The sequence below is a fragment of the Paenarthrobacter sp. NCHU4564 genome, from assembly GCF_052156435.1.
Taxonomy (GTDB): domain Bacteria; phylum Actinomycetota; class Actinomycetes; order Actinomycetales; family Micrococcaceae; genus Arthrobacter.
The window spans coordinates 73,873-91,601 of the sequence record NZ_JBQLIS010000014.1 but is presented as its reverse complement, the minus strand read 5'-3'; the positions used below and the strand labels follow the sequence as shown (position 1 = coordinate 91,601).

At 61.1% G+C, this 17,729-nt stretch carries 14 protein-coding genes and 1 pseudogene; 3 read left to right on the top strand and 12 right to left on the bottom strand.

The annotated features are described in order from the left end of the window. Positions 1-24 precede the first annotated feature (24 nt). The 3 genes from ACSVIE_RS14915 to ACSVIE_RS14905 are packed head-to-tail and all read right to left on the bottom strand — an operon-like array spanning position 25 to position 2,137. Positions 25-678 (bottom strand): amino acid ABC transporter permease, encoded by a 654-nt coding sequence (locus tag ACSVIE_RS14915; RefSeq protein ID WP_442424350.1) that lies wholly within the window; start codon positions 676-678, stop codon positions 25-27. Beyond that, positions 678-1,313 carry an amino acid ABC transporter permease gene (locus ACSVIE_RS14910; RefSeq protein ID WP_442424364.1) on the bottom strand — a complete coding sequence of 212 codons (636 nt, stop codon included), beginning with the start codon at positions 1,311-1,313 and terminating at the stop codon, positions 678-680. The genes ACSVIE_RS14915 and ACSVIE_RS14910 overlap by 1 nt, the downstream gene beginning before the upstream one ends. Before the next feature lie 5 nt (positions 1,314-1,318). Then, on the bottom strand, positions 1,319-2,137 hold the full coding sequence (locus tag ACSVIE_RS14905) for an amino acid ABC transporter ATP-binding protein (protein WP_442424349.1): 819 nt from the start codon (positions 2,135-2,137) through the stop codon (positions 1,319-1,321). Positions 2,138-2,327: 190 nt separating this feature from the next. Here ACSVIE_RS14905 and ACSVIE_RS14900 point away from each other — a divergent pair, with 190 nt between their 5' ends. Continuing rightward, a complete protein-coding gene (locus ACSVIE_RS14900) occupies positions 2,328-3,239 on the top strand; it encodes a LysR family transcriptional regulator (RefSeq protein ID WP_442424348.1) in 912 nt (303 codons plus the stop codon). A 185-nt stretch (positions 3,240-3,424) separates the two neighbouring features. On the opposite strand, the gene ACSVIE_RS14895 is transcribed toward ACSVIE_RS14900, so the two are convergent. The 4 genes from ACSVIE_RS14895 to hxlB form a co-directional block, all read right to left on the bottom strand. Next, positions 3,425-4,336: a glucose-6-phosphate dehydrogenase assembly protein OpcA gene (locus ACSVIE_RS14895; RefSeq protein WP_442424347.1), complete on the bottom strand. Its 912-nt coding sequence runs from the start codon at positions 4,334-4,336 to the stop codon at positions 3,425-3,427. Beyond that, positions 4,333-5,841, bottom strand: coding sequence for a glucose-6-phosphate dehydrogenase (gene zwf, locus ACSVIE_RS14890; protein WP_442424363.1), 1,509 nt, complete (start codon positions 5,839-5,841; stop codon positions 4,333-4,335). Before zwf ends, ACSVIE_RS14895 begins: the two co-directional genes overlap by 4 nt. Before the next feature lie 220 nt (positions 5,842-6,061). Beyond that, positions 6,062-6,685 (bottom strand): 3-hexulose-6-phosphate synthase, encoded by a 624-nt coding sequence (gene hxlA / locus ACSVIE_RS14885; RefSeq protein WP_442424346.1) that lies wholly within the window; start codon positions 6,683-6,685, stop codon positions 6,062-6,064. A 55-nt stretch (positions 6,686-6,740) separates the two neighbouring features. Continuing rightward, the gene (gene hxlB / locus ACSVIE_RS14880; protein WP_442424345.1) at positions 6,741-7,337 is read right to left on the bottom strand and encodes a 6-phospho-3-hexuloisomerase; all 597 of its coding nucleotides are present in this window, start codon (positions 7,335-7,337) and stop codon (positions 6,741-6,743) included. A gap of 1,068 nt (positions 7,338-8,405) precedes the next feature. Here hxlB and ACSVIE_RS14875 point away from each other — a divergent pair. Next, complete coding sequence (locus ACSVIE_RS14875) at positions 8,406-8,768, top strand: response regulator transcription factor (protein WP_442424344.1); 363 nt, start codon at positions 8,406-8,408, stop codon at positions 8,766-8,768. A 114-nt stretch (positions 8,769-8,882) separates the two neighbouring features. On the opposite strand, the gene ACSVIE_RS14870 is transcribed toward ACSVIE_RS14875, so the two are convergent. The 3 genes from ACSVIE_RS14870 to ACSVIE_RS14860 form a co-directional block, all read right to left on the bottom strand. Continuing rightward, entirely contained in the window at positions 8,883-9,743 is an 861-nt protein-coding gene (locus ACSVIE_RS14870) for a pyruvate, water dikinase regulatory protein (protein ID WP_442424343.1), read from the bottom strand. Beyond that, positions 9,744-12,143: a phosphoenolpyruvate synthase gene (ppsA, locus tag ACSVIE_RS14865; RefSeq protein ID WP_442424342.1), complete on the bottom strand. Its 2,400-nt coding sequence runs from the start codon at positions 12,141-12,143 to the stop codon at positions 9,744-9,746. A 457-nt stretch (positions 12,144-12,600) separates the two neighbouring features. After that, a complete protein-coding gene (locus ACSVIE_RS14860) occupies positions 12,601-13,815 on the bottom strand; it encodes a hypothetical protein (protein WP_442424341.1) in 1,215 nt (404 codons plus the stop codon). A 1,295-nt stretch (positions 13,816-15,110) separates the two neighbouring features. Here ACSVIE_RS14860 and ACSVIE_RS14855 point away from each other — a divergent pair. Continuing rightward, positions 15,111-16,316, top strand: coding sequence for a cation:proton antiporter domain-containing protein (locus ACSVIE_RS14855; protein WP_442424340.1), 1,206 nt, complete (start codon positions 15,111-15,113; stop codon positions 16,314-16,316). Positions 16,317-16,453: 137 nt separating this feature from the next. Here ACSVIE_RS14855 and ACSVIE_RS14850 read toward each other — a convergent pair whose 3' ends face one another. Beyond that, complete coding sequence (locus ACSVIE_RS14850; protein WP_021472036.1) at positions 16,454-16,684, bottom strand: hypothetical protein; 231 nt, start codon at positions 16,682-16,684, stop codon at positions 16,454-16,456. Positions 16,685-16,881: 197 nt separating this feature from the next. Next, positions 16,882-17,367: pseudogene (locus tag ACSVIE_RS14845) on the bottom strand (LapA family protein); the annotation flags it as partial. Positions 17,368-17,729 lie beyond the last annotated feature (362 nt).

Genomic DNA, 17,729 nt, shown 5'->3' with positions numbered 1-17,729 from the left:
TGTGTTGGGGAGGGTTTGATGCGATTAGAGGTAACGGTTCAGGCGGCGTTCACCGAGTCGGACGAACGCCAGGGCGATGAGTGTGATCGACCCGTAGAGCACGGACGTGAGCAGGAAAACACTGAGGTATTCGAAGGTGATGGAACCCAGGGCGTAGGCCTTGGACATCAGCTCCGGAACGGCGATGACGAAAGCGAGCGAGCTGGTCTGGAAGATCGTGACGGCCAGGCTTGCCAGCGGTGGTGTGGAGATCCGGATGGCTTGGGGCAGGACGATGTAGCGGAAACCGTTCCACCCCTGCAGGCCCGCCGTCGCAGCTGCTTCGCGCTGGCCACGGGGCACCGAGGCCAGGCCTGAGCGGAACAATTCGCTGGAATAGGCGCCGGTGGTCCAGGACAACGAAATGACGGCAGTTGCAAAAGCCGGCAGTGTGATGCCGCCTTCGGGGAGGCCGAAGTACAGTAAGTAGAGCAGCACCAGGGCCGGGGCCCCGCGGCCGACTTCCACCACCACAAGAGCTGGCACCCGCAAAAGGGTCAGCGGGCTTTCGATGGCTAGGGCCAGCAACAAGCCAAGAGGCATTCCAAACAGCAAGCACAGTCCGGTCAGGCCAAGGCTGACGCTCAGTCCTGGAGATAGTGCCGGTAGCCAGGTAATCCATTGGTCGACGAGAGTCATCACGCCACCTCGAGTTTCTGGCGGAGGGTGCTGTCAACGCGGCGTGCGGCGAGGGCAAGCGGCAGGCTGATCGCAATGTAAAGCAGTCCAGCGATCGTGAAGGACAGCAGTCCTTGATGCGTGGCTTTTGAAGCCAATCCAGCCTGGTAGGTGATCTCGTGGACGCCGATGGTGGAAGCCAGGGCCGAGTCCTTGATGAGGGCTATGGCATAGGCGGCAACTGCCGGGAGGGTGACTTTGAAGGCTTGGGGGGTGATGATGTGGCGAGTGGTCGGTAGGAATCGCATGCCCAGGGCTGTGGAAGCTTCCCACTGTCCTTTGGGGATGCTGAGCAGGCCAGCACGGTATGTCTCGGCCATGTAGGCCGAGGCGATGACGGAGAACCCAAGTATCGACGCTGAGACTGAGTCCAACCGGAGAGCGTACTGTGGCAGGCCGAAATAGATCAGGAACAGCCATGTGATGGGCGGGATGGCGCGGATTACGTCGATGTAGGCCGTGGCAACGACGCGCAATGGTGTCCATGTGGAACGGCGGGCGGCAACCAAAGGCAGTGCCAGGATGGCTCCGATGGCCAGCGAGGCTCCGGTGATCGCCAAGGTCATTCCGATGCCGGAAGCGATTTGCACGAGCATTGCCGTCACCGGTCCAGTACGGCGCGGAGAAACTTCTTGGTCCGCTCGTGGCTGGGGTTGGTCATGACTTCCTGGCTGGGTCCGAGCTCGAGTACGCGACCGTCTGCCATGACCATGACCCGGTCGGAGACATCCCGGGCGAACTGCATTTCATGGGTCACCACAATCATCGTCATGCCTTCATCGGCCAGGTCCCGCATGACCGAGAGCACTTCCAGGCCCAGCTCGGGGTCCAGCGCAGAGGTTGGTTCGTCGAACAGCATGACCTTCGGTGACAGTGCCAGGGCCCGGGCTATAGCAATGCGCTGCTGCTGTCCACCGGAAAGACGGGAGGGGTGCTGACCGCTCTTCTCGACCAGGCCGACCCGCGCGAGCAGAGTTTCGGCAACGGAATGGGCCTCCTCTCGGCTGCGTCCGAGCACTTTCTGCTGCGGCAGGGTGATGTTCTCCATCACGGTCAGGTGCGGGAAAAGGTTGAAGTTCTGGAACACCATCCCAGTGACCCTGCGGAGCCGTTGCAGGCTCGCCCGGTCCGGGCGCTTGGCGGTGGCGTCCACGGTAGTGCTGCCTATGGTGATGGTGCCTGCCGTGGGGACTTCCAAGTAGTTCAGGCATCGGAGGAACGTGCTTTTGCCTGCTCCCGAGGGGCCGATGATCGAAACGACCTCGCCCTCAGCCATCTTCAGGCTCACGTCGTGCAGGACTTCGATGACGCCGTAGTTCTTATGCAGGCCCTGTACGTTCACCGCACCCAGCGTGGGCGGCGACTCGGCGGGGACTATCGCTGTTTCCATGAGGATTGCCTTCTTCGGAGATTGATCCATAGGGGTTGACTAGGGATAAGAAGATGTAATCTGAATCACCTTTGGTTTGCAAGACTTCTGCCCGGAAATACTCCGAAATTTCGCGAAATCTGGGTAGTTTTACAGTCCAGCATAGGTAGCCTCTATATATGCTCAAGCGTTTGCCTATATGCTGCTGGGGACAATGGTCTGCTGGATGTAGGAGATACGGGTGACGATTCTTCAGGTAAATTACTTTTTGGCCGCGTCGAAGGCTGGCTCCTTGACGCAAGCGGCCGAAGACCTGGGGGTGTCCCAACCGACGCTCTCCGAACAGATCCGCAAGCTGGAACAGAGCGTAGGCGTTGCACTTTTCACGCGCGCAAAACAGGGCCTCACCCTCACCGAAGCAGGCCACAAGTTCCTACCCCACGCCAAAAAAGTTGTCCGCGACTACCAAGCCGCCATGGACTCCGTCACCGGCATCCGGGACCGGGAGGAAGGCACCGTCACCTTCGGCATGTTCAACAGCGGCCACTACGTACTCTCAGGACTCATCCCGGCATTCCGTGCCGCGCATCCCAATATCCACGTCAGGGTCATAGGTTCAAACTCAGCGCAAGTCGTAGAACTGGTTCGCTCCGGGCGGCTGGAGGCTGGCGTCGTTGCGCTTCCCATCGATGCCCGGGGCCTGACCATCAGTGACGTGCTCTGGTCCTGCGAGGCAGCCTATTTCCATACCAAACCAGCAATTCAAAGGCCAGTGACAATCGAAGGGCTGCTGCAGCGCCCACTGGTCCTCCCCGATTCAGGGTGGGCCGAAAACGACCCCACACGGCGTCAGCTGAGCGAACGTGCCCAAGCCCAGGGCATAGCGTTCACACCTGACATCGAAGTCGAAACAGGCTCCGCCGCCCTGGCCGTTGCAGCCGCCGGAACAGCCGCGGCTGTCGCATCAATTCCGGTAGCCCAGGCGCTTGGATACACCGACAAACTGCACTGGGTCAGTCTCGAACCACCGCTAATCGAAACTTTTGCCATCATCACCCGCGACCCAACAAGCCTCTCCCCAGCAACCCAGGCGCTCATCAAGCTCACAGAAGAACACATGCGCATGCTGCACAAGGAGTACGCGCCCGCATAGCCAAGGTTCTGGCGTCCTGACCACCGCAGAGTAGTCGATGCTCTGGTGGACTGATGGAGCTCAGGTCATGCCTTACGGCGAGGGCGCAGAACGGCCGGTGCAATTGCACATGCTTGGCTGCTTAGTGCGCCCGAATATCGCTCCATCGATGGGGGCGTTTCCGCGTGCCTGCGGCGTCCCGCGTTTCATTCCTGAAAGTCGAAGCCACGGACGGTGTCTCCGAAGACCTCGTCGGGGTCGAGGCGGCGGAGCTCTTCTGCGAGGCAGTCCTGGAGGCTACGGCGAGGGAGGATGATGTGTTGGTCAGGCTGTCCCGGTAGGGTCAGTTCAGCCCCTGATCGACCCGGCCGGGACAGTATGACATCTCCGGACCTACGACTAAGCCGAACACTCCGGAGGCCCATCCCTGACGGTCCGGCGATGACGGTGGCCGGGACGTTCAGGGAATTCTTCAACCACGCTGCCAGCAGCAACGTGCTGGGGGAGTCGGAAGCGCCCTCTACCGCGATGGCGGACACGGGGTCGCCATCCACTTGGTCGAATACGGCAGCGAGCTGCATGCGCCAGTTGGTCAGGCGGGTCCACGCGAGGTCCGTATCGCCTGCCTTGTAGGTGGCCCGGATGTTCTCCAGGGCCAGGCGGGGATCGGGCTCGTTGGCCGAGTCTGTGATTCGCCGGTGGGCGATGCGGCCAATAGAGGTTTCGCAGGCGCTCTCCGGGGCCCCGTGCGGCCACCAGGCGACGATCGGGGCGTCCGGCAGGAGCAGGGCGGCCACCAGGGATTCGCTTTCGTGGGCCATATGACCGTGTCCGCGGAGCACGATGACCTCGGAGGCACCAGCGTCACCACCTACCCGGATCTGCGCGTCAAGGCGGTCCGGACCTTCAACACCGGCGTCGGCGAGGACAATGATCCGGCAGGGATGCTCCCGGCTGGCCTCGTTGGCCGCTTCGATGGCTTCCTCTTCCTGTCCGGACTTGGTCACCACCACCAGTGTCAGGACCCGGCCCAGGGCGATCACGCCGCCCTGTTCGCGCAGCGACATGATCTTCTTGGAGATCTTGGAGGTAGTGGTATCGGGAAGATCTACGATCATGGCCTTCTCCAGGTTCGTCCGTCACGGGCCAGCAGGGCATCGGCCGAGGCCGGTCCCCAACTGCCGGGTGCATAGGGTTGCGGTTGCTCATCAAGCCCGGCCCAGTAGTCCTCGAACGGGTCAAGGATCTTCCAGGACAGTTCCACTTCCTGGTGCCTGGGGAACAGCGGCGGCTCGCCCAGGAGCACGTCCAGGATGAGACGTTCGTACGCTTCGGGGCTGGACTCCGTGAACGAGTGCCCGTAGCCGAAGTCCATGGTCACATCACGGACTTCCATCTGCGTACCAGGGACCTTGGAACCGAATCGGATGGTGGCACCCTCATCAGGCTGTACACGGATCACCACGGCGTTCTGTCCGAAGTCGTCTTCACCATGGTCCCGGAAGAGCAGGTTGGGCGCACGCTTGAAGACCACGGCGATCTCGGTAACACGACGACCCAGACGCTTGCCTGCGCGCAGATAGAACGGAACCCCGTTCCAGCGGCGCGTGTTGATATCCACGCGGATGGCAGCATAGGTCTCGGTTTTTGAATCGGCGGGAATTCCTTCTTCGTCCAGATAGCCCAGGACTTCCTCGCCGCCTTGCCAACCGCCGGTGAACTGGCCCCGTGCGGAGTGGGTGGACAGGTCATCGGGCAGCTTGACTGCAGCGAGGACCTTTTCCTTTTCGGCGCGCAAGTCATCGGCGTTGAAGGAGATTGGCTCCTCCATCGCGGTCAACGCAAGAAGTTGCAGCAGGTGGTTCTGGATGACGTCGCGGGCCGCGCCCACGCCGTCGTAATACCCCGCCCGACCACCGGTGCCGATGTCCTCGGCCATGGTGATCTGCACGTGGTCGACGTAGTTGGCGTTCCAGAGGGGTTCGAACAACTGGTTCGCGAAACGAAGCGCGAGGATGTTCTGGACCGTCTCTTTGCCCAGGTAGTGGTCGATACGGAACACTGCGTCAGGCGGAAACACCGATTCCACGATGTCGTTGAGCTGGCGCGCGGATTCGAGATCATGCCCAAAGGGCTTCTCGATCACCACACGCCGCCACTGACCAGGCTGGGCCTGCGCCAAGCCATGCTTGGACAGCTGCCGGCAAACCTGCTCGAAGGCCTTTGGTGGGATGGACAAGTAGAAACCATGGTTGCCGCGCGTACCGCGGGTTTCATCGAGCTCATCGAGCACGTCGCCGAGACGCTCGAAAGCGTCGTCGTCGTCGAACTCGCCCTGGACAAAACGGATGCCGGAAGCGAGCTGCTCCCAGACCGCTTCATCGAACTTCGTGCGGGCGTGGGCCTTGACGTTTTCCTTGACCTCGGCCGCGAAATCGGCATTGTCCCAGTCACGGCGCCCGAAACCCACCAGGGCAAAGCTGGGCGGCAACAAGCCACGGTTGGCCAGGTCATAGACCGCAGGCATGAGTTTCTTACGTGCGAGGTCGCCGGTTACTCCGAAGAACACCAACGACGACGGCCCGGCAATGCGGTTCAGGCGGCGGTCCCGCGGATCCCTCAAGGGATTCCGCAGGCCAGCGTTTTTCCTGCGGTTCGAGCCGGGGGTCGCCGCGGACTCGGTGCCGACCGGAGCATCAACGAACGTAATAGACAATGTTGCCTTCCAACTTTCGACGGCGTTCCCCGCACCGGCCAACGGTTGCGCGGGAGATCTGGTCGCGGATCAAAAGGTGGCGCCCCGCGTACTGCTCAGTGCGGGACGCCACCTTCGGGCCGGATGGTTAGACGATCGCGGCGCGGAGAGCCTTGGCAGCCAAGGCCGGGTCCTCGGCACCGTAGATCGCACCACCGGCAACGGCTACGTCAGCGCCGGCCTTCTGGACGTCCGCGATGGTCTCCACCTTGACGCCACCGGCAACGGAGAACGGAACGCGGGCTTCGGCGCCGGCACGCAGCAAGCCGTTCAGGTCGAAGCCGGGCTTGGCCTGCTCGTCCAAGCCAGCGTGCATTTCAACGAACTTGGCACCCAGGGCGCGGACTTCTCTGGCACGGGCGACCTTGTCCTCGACACCGATGAGGTCAACAACCACACCCTTGTTGTGTGCCTTGGCAGCCGTGACCGCCCCGGCGATGGTGGAGTCGTCAGCAGAACCCAGGACAGTCACAAGGTCAGCGCCTGCCTTGAAGGCGATGTCGGCTTCGAGTTCGCCGGCGTCCATGGTCTTGAGGTCGGCGAAGACGATCTTCTCGGGGTGTGCCTTCTTTACCGCGGTGATGGCGGAGAGGCCTTCCGACTTGATCAAGGGGGTGCCGAGTTCAATGATGTCGACGTATTCGGCGACCTGGCCGGCCAGTTCCAGGGCGGCTTCGGTGGTCAGGAGGTCGATGGCAACTTGGAGCTTCATGATTAATTTTCTTTCTGGTTGTGAACTGCAATGGGTGGGAAAATCAGGAGATTTCTTACTCGAGGTTTGCGTGACGCAGCCACAGCTCTTCAGCCGGCTGGACATCGTTGTCCCAGAGGGACTGGAAGGTGGCTTCGGTGGCCACGAAGAGGGCCTGCTCAAACAGCGAACCCGAGTACTGGCGCGTTACCGAGGAGCCGTGGTCGGTCTTCTGGGCTGCCGGAATAATCACCAACGCGTCGGCCAGCCGGGCGAGCGGGGAGTCCGGGTTGGTGGTGAACGCGGCAATACGGGCGCCTGCCTTCGTGGCGGTTTCGGCGGACTTCACGACGCCCGAAGTGGTACCGGATCCGGAAGCCACCAGAAGCAGGTCGCCGGAAGCGATAGCCGGAGTGGTGGCATCGCCCGCGATGTGGACCGTGAGGCCCAAGTGCATCAGGCGCATGCCTGCCATCCGAAGAACCAGGCCACTGCGGCCAGCTCCAGCCACGAAAATCCGCTCAGACCGCTGCAGCAGAGAAGCAAGATCCGCCATCCGATCCGTTCTAACGGATCCGGCAGTTTTCGTGATCTCCCCAAGGATGAGAGAGACGTTATCCGAGATGGTCTCGTGAGTGACCTGATAGTCGGACTCGGTTGTGTTCGAATGCATTAGTACTCCTTTAAGTGCCTCACCATCCATTCTTCGATGCTTTTGGGGTAGGCAAAACGCCTTTTCCGGATGGTTCTAGCCACCCTTTCGGGTAGTCCCCCGTGCGGTTGGCCCTCTACCCTTGACTCATGACCGGCACTCTCCGCAACAGCAAACCCCACGACGTGATAGAGCAAACGGCGCCTTGGCCGCTCCTCCACAGGATAAAAGCGATCACTGAAGCACCCCTCGGCAAGATTGCCGAGCGGTTGCGGGATGCAGCCTTACCCTTCGTGGGCGGGGACGCGCTCGTCATTTTTACTGAGGAATGCACCGGTCGACCACAGAAGAAGGCTGGTGCAGCGGAAGTAATCGAGAAGGTCTCCATCACAGAACTGCAGATTCTCAGGAGCTCTATCGAAGGGGAGGTGCCGTGGTTAGGAACGGCCAGGATAGCGGGCGGGTATCGTGACGTGCTGGCACTGATTTATCAGCCAAGCAACGCTCTTCTGGTTATCAGCGACCCGGACACGACAGGCGTGGAAACACAGGGCTCCTTGGATATGGTGACTTATCTCTGGCGACTTGCGGCGCACCGGATTCAAGAAAAGGTCAACGATGCCGCACCCTCGTATCTGTTGGAGTCCCGGGCGGCATCGGCTGAAAGGCTGAAGGTTACGAGTGAGTTGGTCGACGTGTATTCAACCACCTTGGAAACGCTTCTCGCAGCCGCGCGATCCTCCACACTCGACGATGCTGCTGCGCGGACGTCCGTCAGAGACACCGCTGCAAGGGCACTGGTCGAGCTTCGCACATATCACGACAAAACAACCGACCTGATTGAGGAACCGGTAGCATCCGCCTTTGAACGGCTGCGGGACGACCTGAACCCTCTGACGAAGTTCAGCGGCATCGAAGTACAGTTCATCGAGCCGCCACTAAACGGACGTGCCCTGCCAGGAGAAGTTGCGATCGCGGCAAGAGCCATCGTACGGGGCCTGCTGCTGCTCATAATGGAACAACCGGAAGTTCGACGAATCCGAACACAATGGGACTGCGACGGCGAGAACCTGCTCATCAACGTTAGGGATGACGGCAACGGCGGAATGTCCACCGACGCACCGGCCATGGAAAGGCTTCAGCGTCGAGTGCAAGCACTTAGTGGTCGCCTGGAGATTGATCTCATGCAGGGCTGGGGAGCCGACATTGCCGTTAACCCTTCCCCTGGACGCCCCGGCCACACCAGGAGATGTTTCCGGCTGGGACCTCGCCAACAGAGAACTGGAAGTACTCCAATTACTGGCAGCTGGCCAGCGGAACCGAAACATAGCGATGGCACTAAATATCAGCGAAAACACGGTGAAGTTCCACGTCCGCAACCTCTTCAGGAAGCTTGAAGTCACATCACGCAGCGAGGCCATTGCTCTGGCACACAGCCGTGGTTTGCGCTGAAGGAACTACCAGATAATCCGGCCGCGGTCCTTCATGTCCCTTCTTCATGAACTTACACTCCAGCCTGACCTCAAAACCTTCCAACGTGGGGCCTGACGCGTCCTCTGTGGTTGCTTAGTCCGTGACCGAGGATCCGTGAAGCCGTTGCATGCGTTGTAGGACAGTGGCGGAAATTTCCTCAACGGACATGGATGCGGAGTTTACGTACGGGATGTTGTTGGCCCGGTACATGTCCTCGGCGTTCCTGAGTTCGAAGGTGCACTGGTTCAAGGATGCGTAGCTGCTGCCCGGCCGGCGTTCTTGGCGGATCTGGCTCAGTCTGACCGGTTGGGACGTCAGGCCGAAGCACTTGTCTGCGAAAGGCAACAAGGGCTTCGGGAGGGCCAGTACCTCGAAATCCTCTTCGACCAGGGGGAAGTTGGCGGCCAGGATTCCATGCTGCAGTGCAAGGTACATGGTGGTGGGCGTCTTGCCGCAGCGGGAGGGCGCGATGAGGATCAGCTCGGCGCGCTCCAGTGCGCGCAGGGACTGGCCGTCGTCGTGCTCGATCGCATATTCGACGGCGGCCATGCGGGACTGGTAGCGGACTGCATCCCCCACTCCGTGGGCCTGGCCGGGCTTGCCGTTGGCCGCTGAGCCAAGGGTTTTCTCGAGTTCTCCGATGTGGGTACCGAACAAATCGAAGAACTGCCCGCGGCTTTGGGAGAGTACGGCGCGGATGTTCTGCCCCACGGCAGTGGAGAAGATGATCGGCACGGGACCTGAGGCCGCCACTTTGTCGATCACGGCCACCACCTCGCGTGCTTGCTCAATGGTGGTGATGAACGGGATGGTCCGGCGCTCCAGCCGCTGCCCGGGAAACTGGGTCAGCAGGGTGTTGCCCAGTGTTTCCGCGGTAATTCCGGTGCTGTCGGAAAGAAAGAACACCGTGGGGGCGGGCGCGGAGCCCGCCCCCTCGGCTTGGTGATCCGTCATTTAGACCGGGGTGCTGGTGGTGCGGGCCAGGCGCAGCCAGGTCTCGGTGACGGCGTCCGGGTTCAGGGAGATGGAGCTGATGCCCTGCGCCAGGAGCCATTCGGCGAAGTCCGGGTGGTCGCTGGGTCCCTGGCCGCAGATTCCCACGTAGCGTCCCTTGGCCCGGCACGCGGTGATGGCCAACTCCAGAAGCTTGGTCACCGCCGGGTTCCGCTCGTCAAAACCATCAGCGACCAGGGCGGAGTCACGGTCTAGGCCAAGGGTGAGTTGGGTGAGGTCGTTGGATCCGATGGAGAATCCGTCGAAGTACTCCAGGAACTCATCAGCCAGGAGGGCGTTGGCCGGCAGTTCGCACATCATCACGATCTCCAGGCCGTTCTCGCCGCGACGCAGTCCGTTGGCTGCGAGCAGGTCAATGACGCCGCTTGCCTCCTCCAGGGTGCGCACGAACGGGACCATGAGCTTGATGTTGGTCAGGCCCATCTCGTTGCGGACGTACTTCAGGGCCTCGCACTCAAGTTCGAACGCCTGCCGGAAGGACTCGGAGAGGTACCGGGAAGCGCCGCGGTACCCGATCATCGGGTTCTCTTCCTCAGGTTCGAAGGCCGGGCCGCCGATCAGGTTCGCGTACTCGTTCGACTTGAAGTCCGAAAGCCGGATGATCACCGGTTCAGGGGCGAACGCTGCCGCGATGGTCGAAATACCCTCGGCCAAACGCCTCACGTAGTAGTCGCGCGGGCCGTCGTAAGCAGCGGTTTTCTCCTGGATTTGCCGGACGGTGTAGTCATCCAGAGATGCCGGGCGCTCAATCTCACCGGCGACAGCCAACAAGGCGTTGGGGTGGACACCGATCTGCCGGTTGATGATGAATTCGAGGCGGGCCAGGCCCACGCCGTGGTTGGGGAGCTTGGCGAAACTGAAGGCCTGCTCCGGGGTCCCGACGTTCATCATGATCTTCACGGGAGCTTCAGGCATGGTGTCGAGGCTTGTCTCCTGGAGGGAGTACTCCAGCAGCCCTTCGTACACCAGCCCGGCTTCGCCTTCGGCGCAGGACACGGTCACCGGGGTGCCGTCCTTGAGGATCTGGGAGGCGTAACCCGTTCCGACGACGGCGGGGATGCCCAGTTCGCGGGCGATGATCGCCGCGTGGCAGGTCCGTCCGCCTCGGTCGGTGACGATAGCGGCAGCCTTCTTCATGATCGGTTCCCAGTCAGGATCGGTCATGTTGGCCACCAGGACATCGCCTTCCTGGAAGGAGGCCATCTGGTCAATCGAGGACAGCACCCGGACCTGGCCGGCCCCGATGCGCTGGCCGATCGCGCGGCCTTCCACCAGCACCGTTGAACGTTCGGTGAGGGTGTAGCGGGAGGTTACCCCCGCGGCTTTGCGGGACTCAACGGTTTCAGGGCGGGCCTGCAGGATGTAGAGTTCCCCGTCCACCCCGTCCTTGCCCCATTCGATGTCCATTGGCCGTCCGTAGTGACCCTCGATCGCCACGGCGTGGCGCGCCAGCTGCTCCACCTCGGCATCACTGAGGCTGAAGCGGCTGCGCGACTCCTGCGGCACGGGGATGAAGTCGACTGTCTTGCCGACCTCTTCGGCACCCGTGTACACCATCTGCACGGCTTTCTCTCCCAAACCGCGCTTAAGCACCGCCGGGCGTCCAGCTGCCAGGGCAGGCTTGTAGACGTAGAACTCATCGGGATTCACAGCACCCTGGACTACGGCTTCGCCGAGGCCATAAGAGGACGTGATGAATACCGCGTCCGTAAAGCCGGTTTCGGTATCCATGGTGAACATCACCCCGGAGGCGCCGACGTCGGAGCGCACCATCCGCTGCACACCCGCCGAAAGTGCCACTTCCGAGTGGGTGAATCCATGGTGGACGCGGTAGGCGATGGCCCGGTCGTTGTACAGCGACGCGAAAACGTCCTTGATCGCGTGCAGGATGTTCTCGATGCCGCGGATATTCAGGAAGGTCTCCTGCTGTCCGGCAAAGGAAGCATCAGGAAGGTCCTCGGCCGTGGCGCTGGACCGGACCGCCCAGGACACATCCCCGTCGTGCTCCTCGGTGAGACGCTGGTATGCCGAGCGGATGTCCTCTTCGAACCCGGCCGGGAACGGTGTTTCACGGATCAGCGAGCGGATCTCCCCGCCAACCTTGGCCAGGGCGGCCACGTCGCCGCTGTCCAAGCCCTCCAAGATGCTTTCAATCCGGGTATCAAGGCCTGACTCCGCCAGGAAGTGCCGGTAGGCGTCCGCCGTCGTGGCGAAACCACCGGGAACCTTCACCCCCGCCGAGGCAAGATTCCGAACCATTTCACCGAGCGATGCATTCTTGCCTCCGACCTGGTCAAGGTCGGACAGGCCAAGCTCAGAAAACCAAAGAACGTTAGTCATAAATTGTGTCCTCCATTGGGCACGCTCTGACAAGCGCTGAAAAAAACTAGGTCTTGCAAGGATCAGGGCCCCACATCCTCGGAAGCAAACAGGTGTGATGGGCGCAACACGGCGGTGAGGTAACGAAAGGTCACCAAGAACTTTGGCCGCAGGAACGAAATCTCGCATGCAATTTCATGCTCAGAGGCAGGACTGCCATAGGCGTTTGATCCAGACAGACGCGTTCGCGTCAACACATGCACACCCCAACCTGACGTCAGATTGGGTGTGGAAATGCGTCAGACTAGGGTTCTTGTGACGCGTTTTTGGACAATCTGCTGTGGATGCCTAGAGTTCATCCTTACACCCTCCTGCGGCGCACGACTGGCGCCTTGTGTCTGAAACTCCGCCCGACTTCCCGTTCGAGGCCTGCCCGTGAGTCTCATAGGGACTCACGGTATGCGGAGTCTAACCAGGCTCACGTTCCTTGAGGAACGTTCCTAACCATAAGGTCCGGATACAACTGATCGAGCACCTCCATGTCACTGCGAGCAGCCTTCACTAACTTGATCGGCCATCCAAGGTGCTCCGCGGCATCCGCGAGCTTTACGTAATTTCCGGCTTCGCGAACCGCAAGAGCCCTATCAAGGCGTTCAGTGTCCGAGGCGGGTTCAGAGAAGAACTTGGCATCCTTCAGCATGTCCTTGACGGTGTCGAAGCCACAGCCCAGGATCTGAGCGATTTGATTGCGCGTGTGGCCGCCCTTCTGAAGGATGAGTGCTCGTTGTCCGCGCTGAAGTCGTTCGTTCCGAGCGACGTCATTCGCATTGTTGGCTGCAAGACCGGCGCGCTGAAGCGTTGAGCGCACTTTGGAGTCAGAACAGTTCACTTCGCGTGCTATTGCGGCTGTGCCTACTCCCTGACGAGCCAGGTGACAGATCGACGCCTCAAGGATCTCTCGAGCCCTTATTATGGCTTCAGCCTTCGCGGCCTTCTCTTGCCGTTTGGCTTCTCGAGCTTCTTCACGGGCCGCTTGGAGTAGCTCTTGCTCCCTCCTCCGTCGCTCTCTATCCAGTTCGATGAGGCGAAATCGTAGGGCATTGGGGATACGAGCACTTCGACTCTTCTTCCAAACTAAATGGGGTGCTAAGTGCCTTTTGGTTCGAATTAGCCGCGCATCAGCCTTGGACAAGTCCTGTGACTTTTGCATGATTCGCTCCCGCTCATCTTGCGACAAGGCGTTCAGAAGCAGGTCGCATTCAGCCGGGACGCCGGAGTCTTCTTCGAACTCGTCTCTCTCGGGCCACCAGGGAAGAAAAACCGTCACTAAACGCGCGCCGTCTTCAGGCCGGACTCGTACCTTACCTGCGGCGTAAACACCTCTGCCGTGTCTGTTGTGCCCAGCTATGTATTCATGCATACCGTCGGCATGATCCGATGCCATGTAACCGATGCGCCTTCTCTTCACATGGAACGCAACCGCCCACGGATCGTGGGGATTTCCAGGCTCGGGTACCAGTTCGACTTCCAATTCCTGGCCATCAACAAATCGACCGAGGACGTCTTGGTGATAGGAAGCACCTCGCACGAAGTGATTGTCGAATCTTTCCAGCCCCGTGACGTTCAACCAATAGCGTCCTGTTGGGCGGACATATTCATCTGGTGGGGGTGTGTATACGCCATCAACGACCACGGCTTACCTTTCCGACAGTGAGACCAGATAGACAGTATGCACAATCTCTCAGGATCCGCTTCATTTGGAAGGAGGCCCCTCAGCCCAGGTGACCGGTCCAACAATTTCGGAGGCTAACCGGGCCTAACGAAGAGAGTAAGCACACTTTCGAGTCAGGGACGACTGGTGGTGTGCGCTTGGCCTTGCCCCTAATCACCAAACAGCTTACTTGTTTGGCCCTATAGCCTGACGCTCCTTGGCCACATGCACGATTGACCTGCGAAATGCGCCCAAGAGCCGAGTTTGATCCTGCCCTTATGATGTCGTCCCACAGTTGCGCGCATTCGGCTTCTTGCCAGGAGTAAAGCCGTTGGTAGATCGGCACAATCGTTTATTGGTACGCGGAGGTCCTTGCACCCGTGCTTAACATATGGGTGCTTATCGGCGAAAACGTCGACGGCGCCAGGCGTTCCTACGTGTAGGGGTCATCAAACGTGACTACCAAGCTGCCCTGTCAACGCAAACAGAAGAACACGTTCAGTGGATTTACGTCCCGCACATACGCGACGGATTCGCCTAATCCAGCGGAGTCCAGCCGAGACGATACAACGATTGCGCCGAAGCCCTGTACGTGTCCCTGGTCAGCCTGGCTACACTCGGCTTCGACGACCCAGTCGCCGTCGACCCTTAGGTACGGATGGCCGCCCCTCTTGAAGGAGTGTCCGACTTCGCCTGCGACGGTCCTCCGGAATGCCGCCGCAGGGCCTGCGGCCATCGCGGTCATCCGCAGCGCAGCGCTTCTTTTAACGGCACTGGAGCAGCTCGCCACCAAGCTTGATCACGAATTTCACCCCACGGGCGCTGAACATGCCCGCCGGGCTGACCGCTAGGTCCACGACCACCGACCGCAGAGGCCAGTGGCCTGAACAACGAGCCACACCAGGGCCTGCCCCCCGGGCAGCAATGCCGTCAAGGCTTTACGTGGCCGCTTGCCGTCAGCTACCTGTGCCGCAATTTCGAGGTCATTGCAGCACCGGCGCATACACCTGATGCCGAGCAGCAGCCGCAAGTGCGGATGGTGCTATGAAATCTCGAGTACGACGGTCGTGCCGGACTATCCGTGCAGAGGAACCCCGCAATGCCGTCTGCGCTGACAACGGCGACCATATGTACCCCTCCCCAGCACCCGCAGTCTTTGGGCCACCCGTACCGCCGCACCGGTACGTCATCCAGTTCTGCAGGGCCGGTTCGTGAATGGAAACCCACCCTAGGTTCTAGTGCGACCAATTTCTGTTTAGGCTGGCAAGATTGAGGAGGTGTCTGTGGCCACTGCGTTGCTGTTGTCCTTCGCCGTTTTGCTGCTCATCGGGGTGCTGATCTCCGAACGGGCCCACAGGACAGTGCTGTCCACCGCGGTGCTTTTCCTTCTGGGAGGATTTCTGCTGGGGCCGGGAGCTCTCGGGATCGTCACCGTCAGTTCGGGGGATCCGATCGTGGGTGGGCTGGCGGAACTGGCATTGTTTTCGGTGCTCTTCACAGACGGGATGCAGGTCGGGTTCCGGGACCTCCGCACTGCCTGGCGGCTGCCCGGACGGGCCTTGCTGCTCGGCTTGCCACTAACTCTCGCCCTGACCGCCGTTTTCGCCCACTATATTGTCGGGCTGCCGTGGCTCGAAGCGTTCCTCCTCGGCGCCATCCTCGCCCCCACAGACCCAGTGTTCGCCGCGGCCATCGTAGGCAGGAAAGAGGTCCCCGGCCGCCTCAGGCACCTGCTCAACGTTGAATCCGGCGTCAACGACGGCCTGGCGCTGCCCATCGTGCTAATCCTGCTCGCCGGCGCCGGGGGCAACAACACCCACGGAGATGAACTGCTCATCGAAATCGTCCTCGGCATCGCTGTCGGTATCATCGTTCCGGCCCTCGTGCTCGGGCTCGAACGCCTCCCGTTTCTGCAGGCCATCCGATCCCTGCAGCCCCTGCTCGCCGTGTCCATCGGGCTGCTGGTCCTGGCCATCTGCCAGGGAACCCACGCGAACCTCTTCCTCGGCGCCTTCGCCGCGGGCATCACGGTCGCCACCTTCGGGCCCGAAATCCGCCACGAGTTTGAGCAGTTCGGAGAACTCGTCACCGAACTGCTCAAACTCGCTGCCATCATGGTCTTCGGTGCCCTAATTACCCCGGCTTTCCTCTTCAGCGAGATTCCCCTCTCTGGATGGGTCTTCGCACTTTTCGCCCTTCTCATTGCCAGACCCCTCGCTCTTTTGGTCTCCTTCATCGGAGCCAAACTCAGCCGGGGAGAACAGATCACCGCCATGTGGTTCGGGCCGAAAGGCTTCGCGTCGGTGGTCTATGGCCTGATCATCCTCGAATCAGGCATCCCCCTGGCCGACCAGATCTACCACTTGGTTGCCCTCGTTATCGTCCTCTCCATCCTGTCCCATTCCTCCACCGACGTGGTCATCGCCCGCCGGTTTGGCCGCAACCAAAGCCCTACAGGACAAGCACGCATCCCGCCGCACTGAAAAGGAGCCACGAGAACCCCGCCGGCGGAGGACGAGGAAAGTGCTCATTGGCACCCTAGCCGCAACCTCACAGGTGCGCGCCCCGTAGAAGAAGACGCCAAAGCCCGGAAGGGAGTGGCGTCCTCCGGGACGCGATGCTACCGAGCGAAGCTGAGGTGGAAACTCAGCTGCTCCATTTTTTCTGTGGCGACGAGGGCGCGGACGGCGATGAGGCTGCGATCGCGCACCTCTGCCCTGACCTTGGGTACGGAGGCCCCCGAGTCTTCGAGGAGGTCCCGTCCGTAGGATTCCCGGATCTGGTTGGTGCGACCACGGATATTGAACGGAAAGAATCGTCGTACCGCTCCGGGGGCCGCCAGCTCACGCACCTACTTAACTCAAGGCGTTACGCGCACGGTAATCGATACCGGCATCGTTCTCGGCAAGTCAGGGTTCCCACTGCGATCGAGAAAGGCGTTCATCGGAATCAATTGCAGAGGCTTTATCGGGGTTGTTCCCAAGTTCCGCAGTTGCTGCTGGTAAGGGTTTCTCCTGGAGTCAGGTAATGCCGGAAGGTCAGGGACTTTCAGCATGCTCTCGCAGATAAGCCGGTATCGGTCAGGCTCATCACCTTTACCTGCACTAGGTTCCGGTGGTGGCTGTGTTGGCATGTGAGACGGCGAACCGTTCGAGGTCTGGTGGTTCTGCTTCCGTGGTGGGAGACCAGGTGGCGGAGGGCAGTGCCCCGGAAGGTTGTGGGGGTTGGTCTGCCTGGGTCGGTGCGCATCCGGTGACGGAAATCAGGAGCGCCCCAGCCAGCGCGGGAGCAACCCACCACCATGTCCTCTGCTGGCGTGCCTTGCGGTGCAGGGTATTGACGGGGTTCAGCCATGCCCATCGGCCGTCCTTGGCCGGGGGGGCGGGGGAGGGGCCGTGCGCAGGTGTGGTGTCGAAGTTGCAGAATCCGCGCGGTTCCTGCGATGGCGACGAGGATCCCGCCGCTGACGGCGGCGATCAGCAACGCCAGGCCCAGGGAGAAGTCCGCTGCTGCCCCGAGATACCGGACGGTGACGCGGTCCTGGTTTTAGACGATGAGCAAAATGAGCAGGACCAGGACGAGCAGCCCGGCGCTGGTCGCGGCCCAGGCCATGCCAAGCCGGGTTACTGTCCCCGGTTCCCTGGTGTGCTCTGCGGGTCTGCTTGCTCGGGCGGGGTTGCGTTTGGGGCGTGGTGGTATCACGTTCAGCCGTCGGCGCGCATCGGCCGGTTCGTGCCGTCCTACTGGTAAGGGTTGCTGCGCCATGTCGCGTCACCGTCGTTACTTCCCGGGTCCTCCGTGGACCATCTGTTGTCAGCCTACGCCTCGTCAGGAAGTGCTCGAGGAGGCTTTGCAGTTGCAGGTTTGCAACGAAAGCGGTGCTTGCCTGGCTGATC

Bases quoted from the DNA above. Each gene is read 5' to 3' on its own strand.
- hxlA (WP_442424346.1), bottom strand. From the start codon at position 6,685: ATGAAGCTCCAAGTTGCCATCGACCTCCTGACCACCGAAGCCGCCCTG.
- ACSVIE_RS14905 (WP_442424349.1), bottom strand. From the start codon at position 2,137: ATGGATCAATCTCCGAAGAAGGCAATCCTCATGGAAACAGCGATAGTC.
- ACSVIE_RS14870 (WP_442424343.1), bottom strand. From the start codon at position 9,743: ATGACGGATCACCAAGCCGAGGGGGCGGGCTCCGCGCCCGCCCCCACG.
- ACSVIE_RS14910 (WP_442424364.1), bottom strand. From the start codon at position 1,313: ATGCTCGTGCAAATCGCTTCCGGCATCGGAATGACCTTGGCGATCACC.
- ACSVIE_RS14875 (WP_442424344.1), top strand. From the start codon at position 8,406: ATGACGGCAACGGCGGAATGTCCACCGACGCACCGGCCATGGAAAGGC.
- ACSVIE_RS14915 (WP_442424350.1), bottom strand. From the start codon at position 678: ATGACTCTCGTCGACCAATGGATTACCTGGCTACCGGCACTATCTCCA.
- hxlB (WP_442424345.1), bottom strand. From the start codon at position 7,337: ATGCATTCGAACACAACCGAGTCCGACTATCAGGTCACTCACGAGACC.
- ACSVIE_RS14895 (WP_442424347.1), bottom strand. From the start codon at position 4,336: ATGATCGTAGATCTTCCCGATACCACTACCTCCAAGATCTCCAAGAAG.
- ppsA (WP_442424342.1), bottom strand. From the start codon at position 12,143: ATGACTAACGTTCTTTGGTTTTCTGAGCTTGGCCTGTCCGACCTTGAC.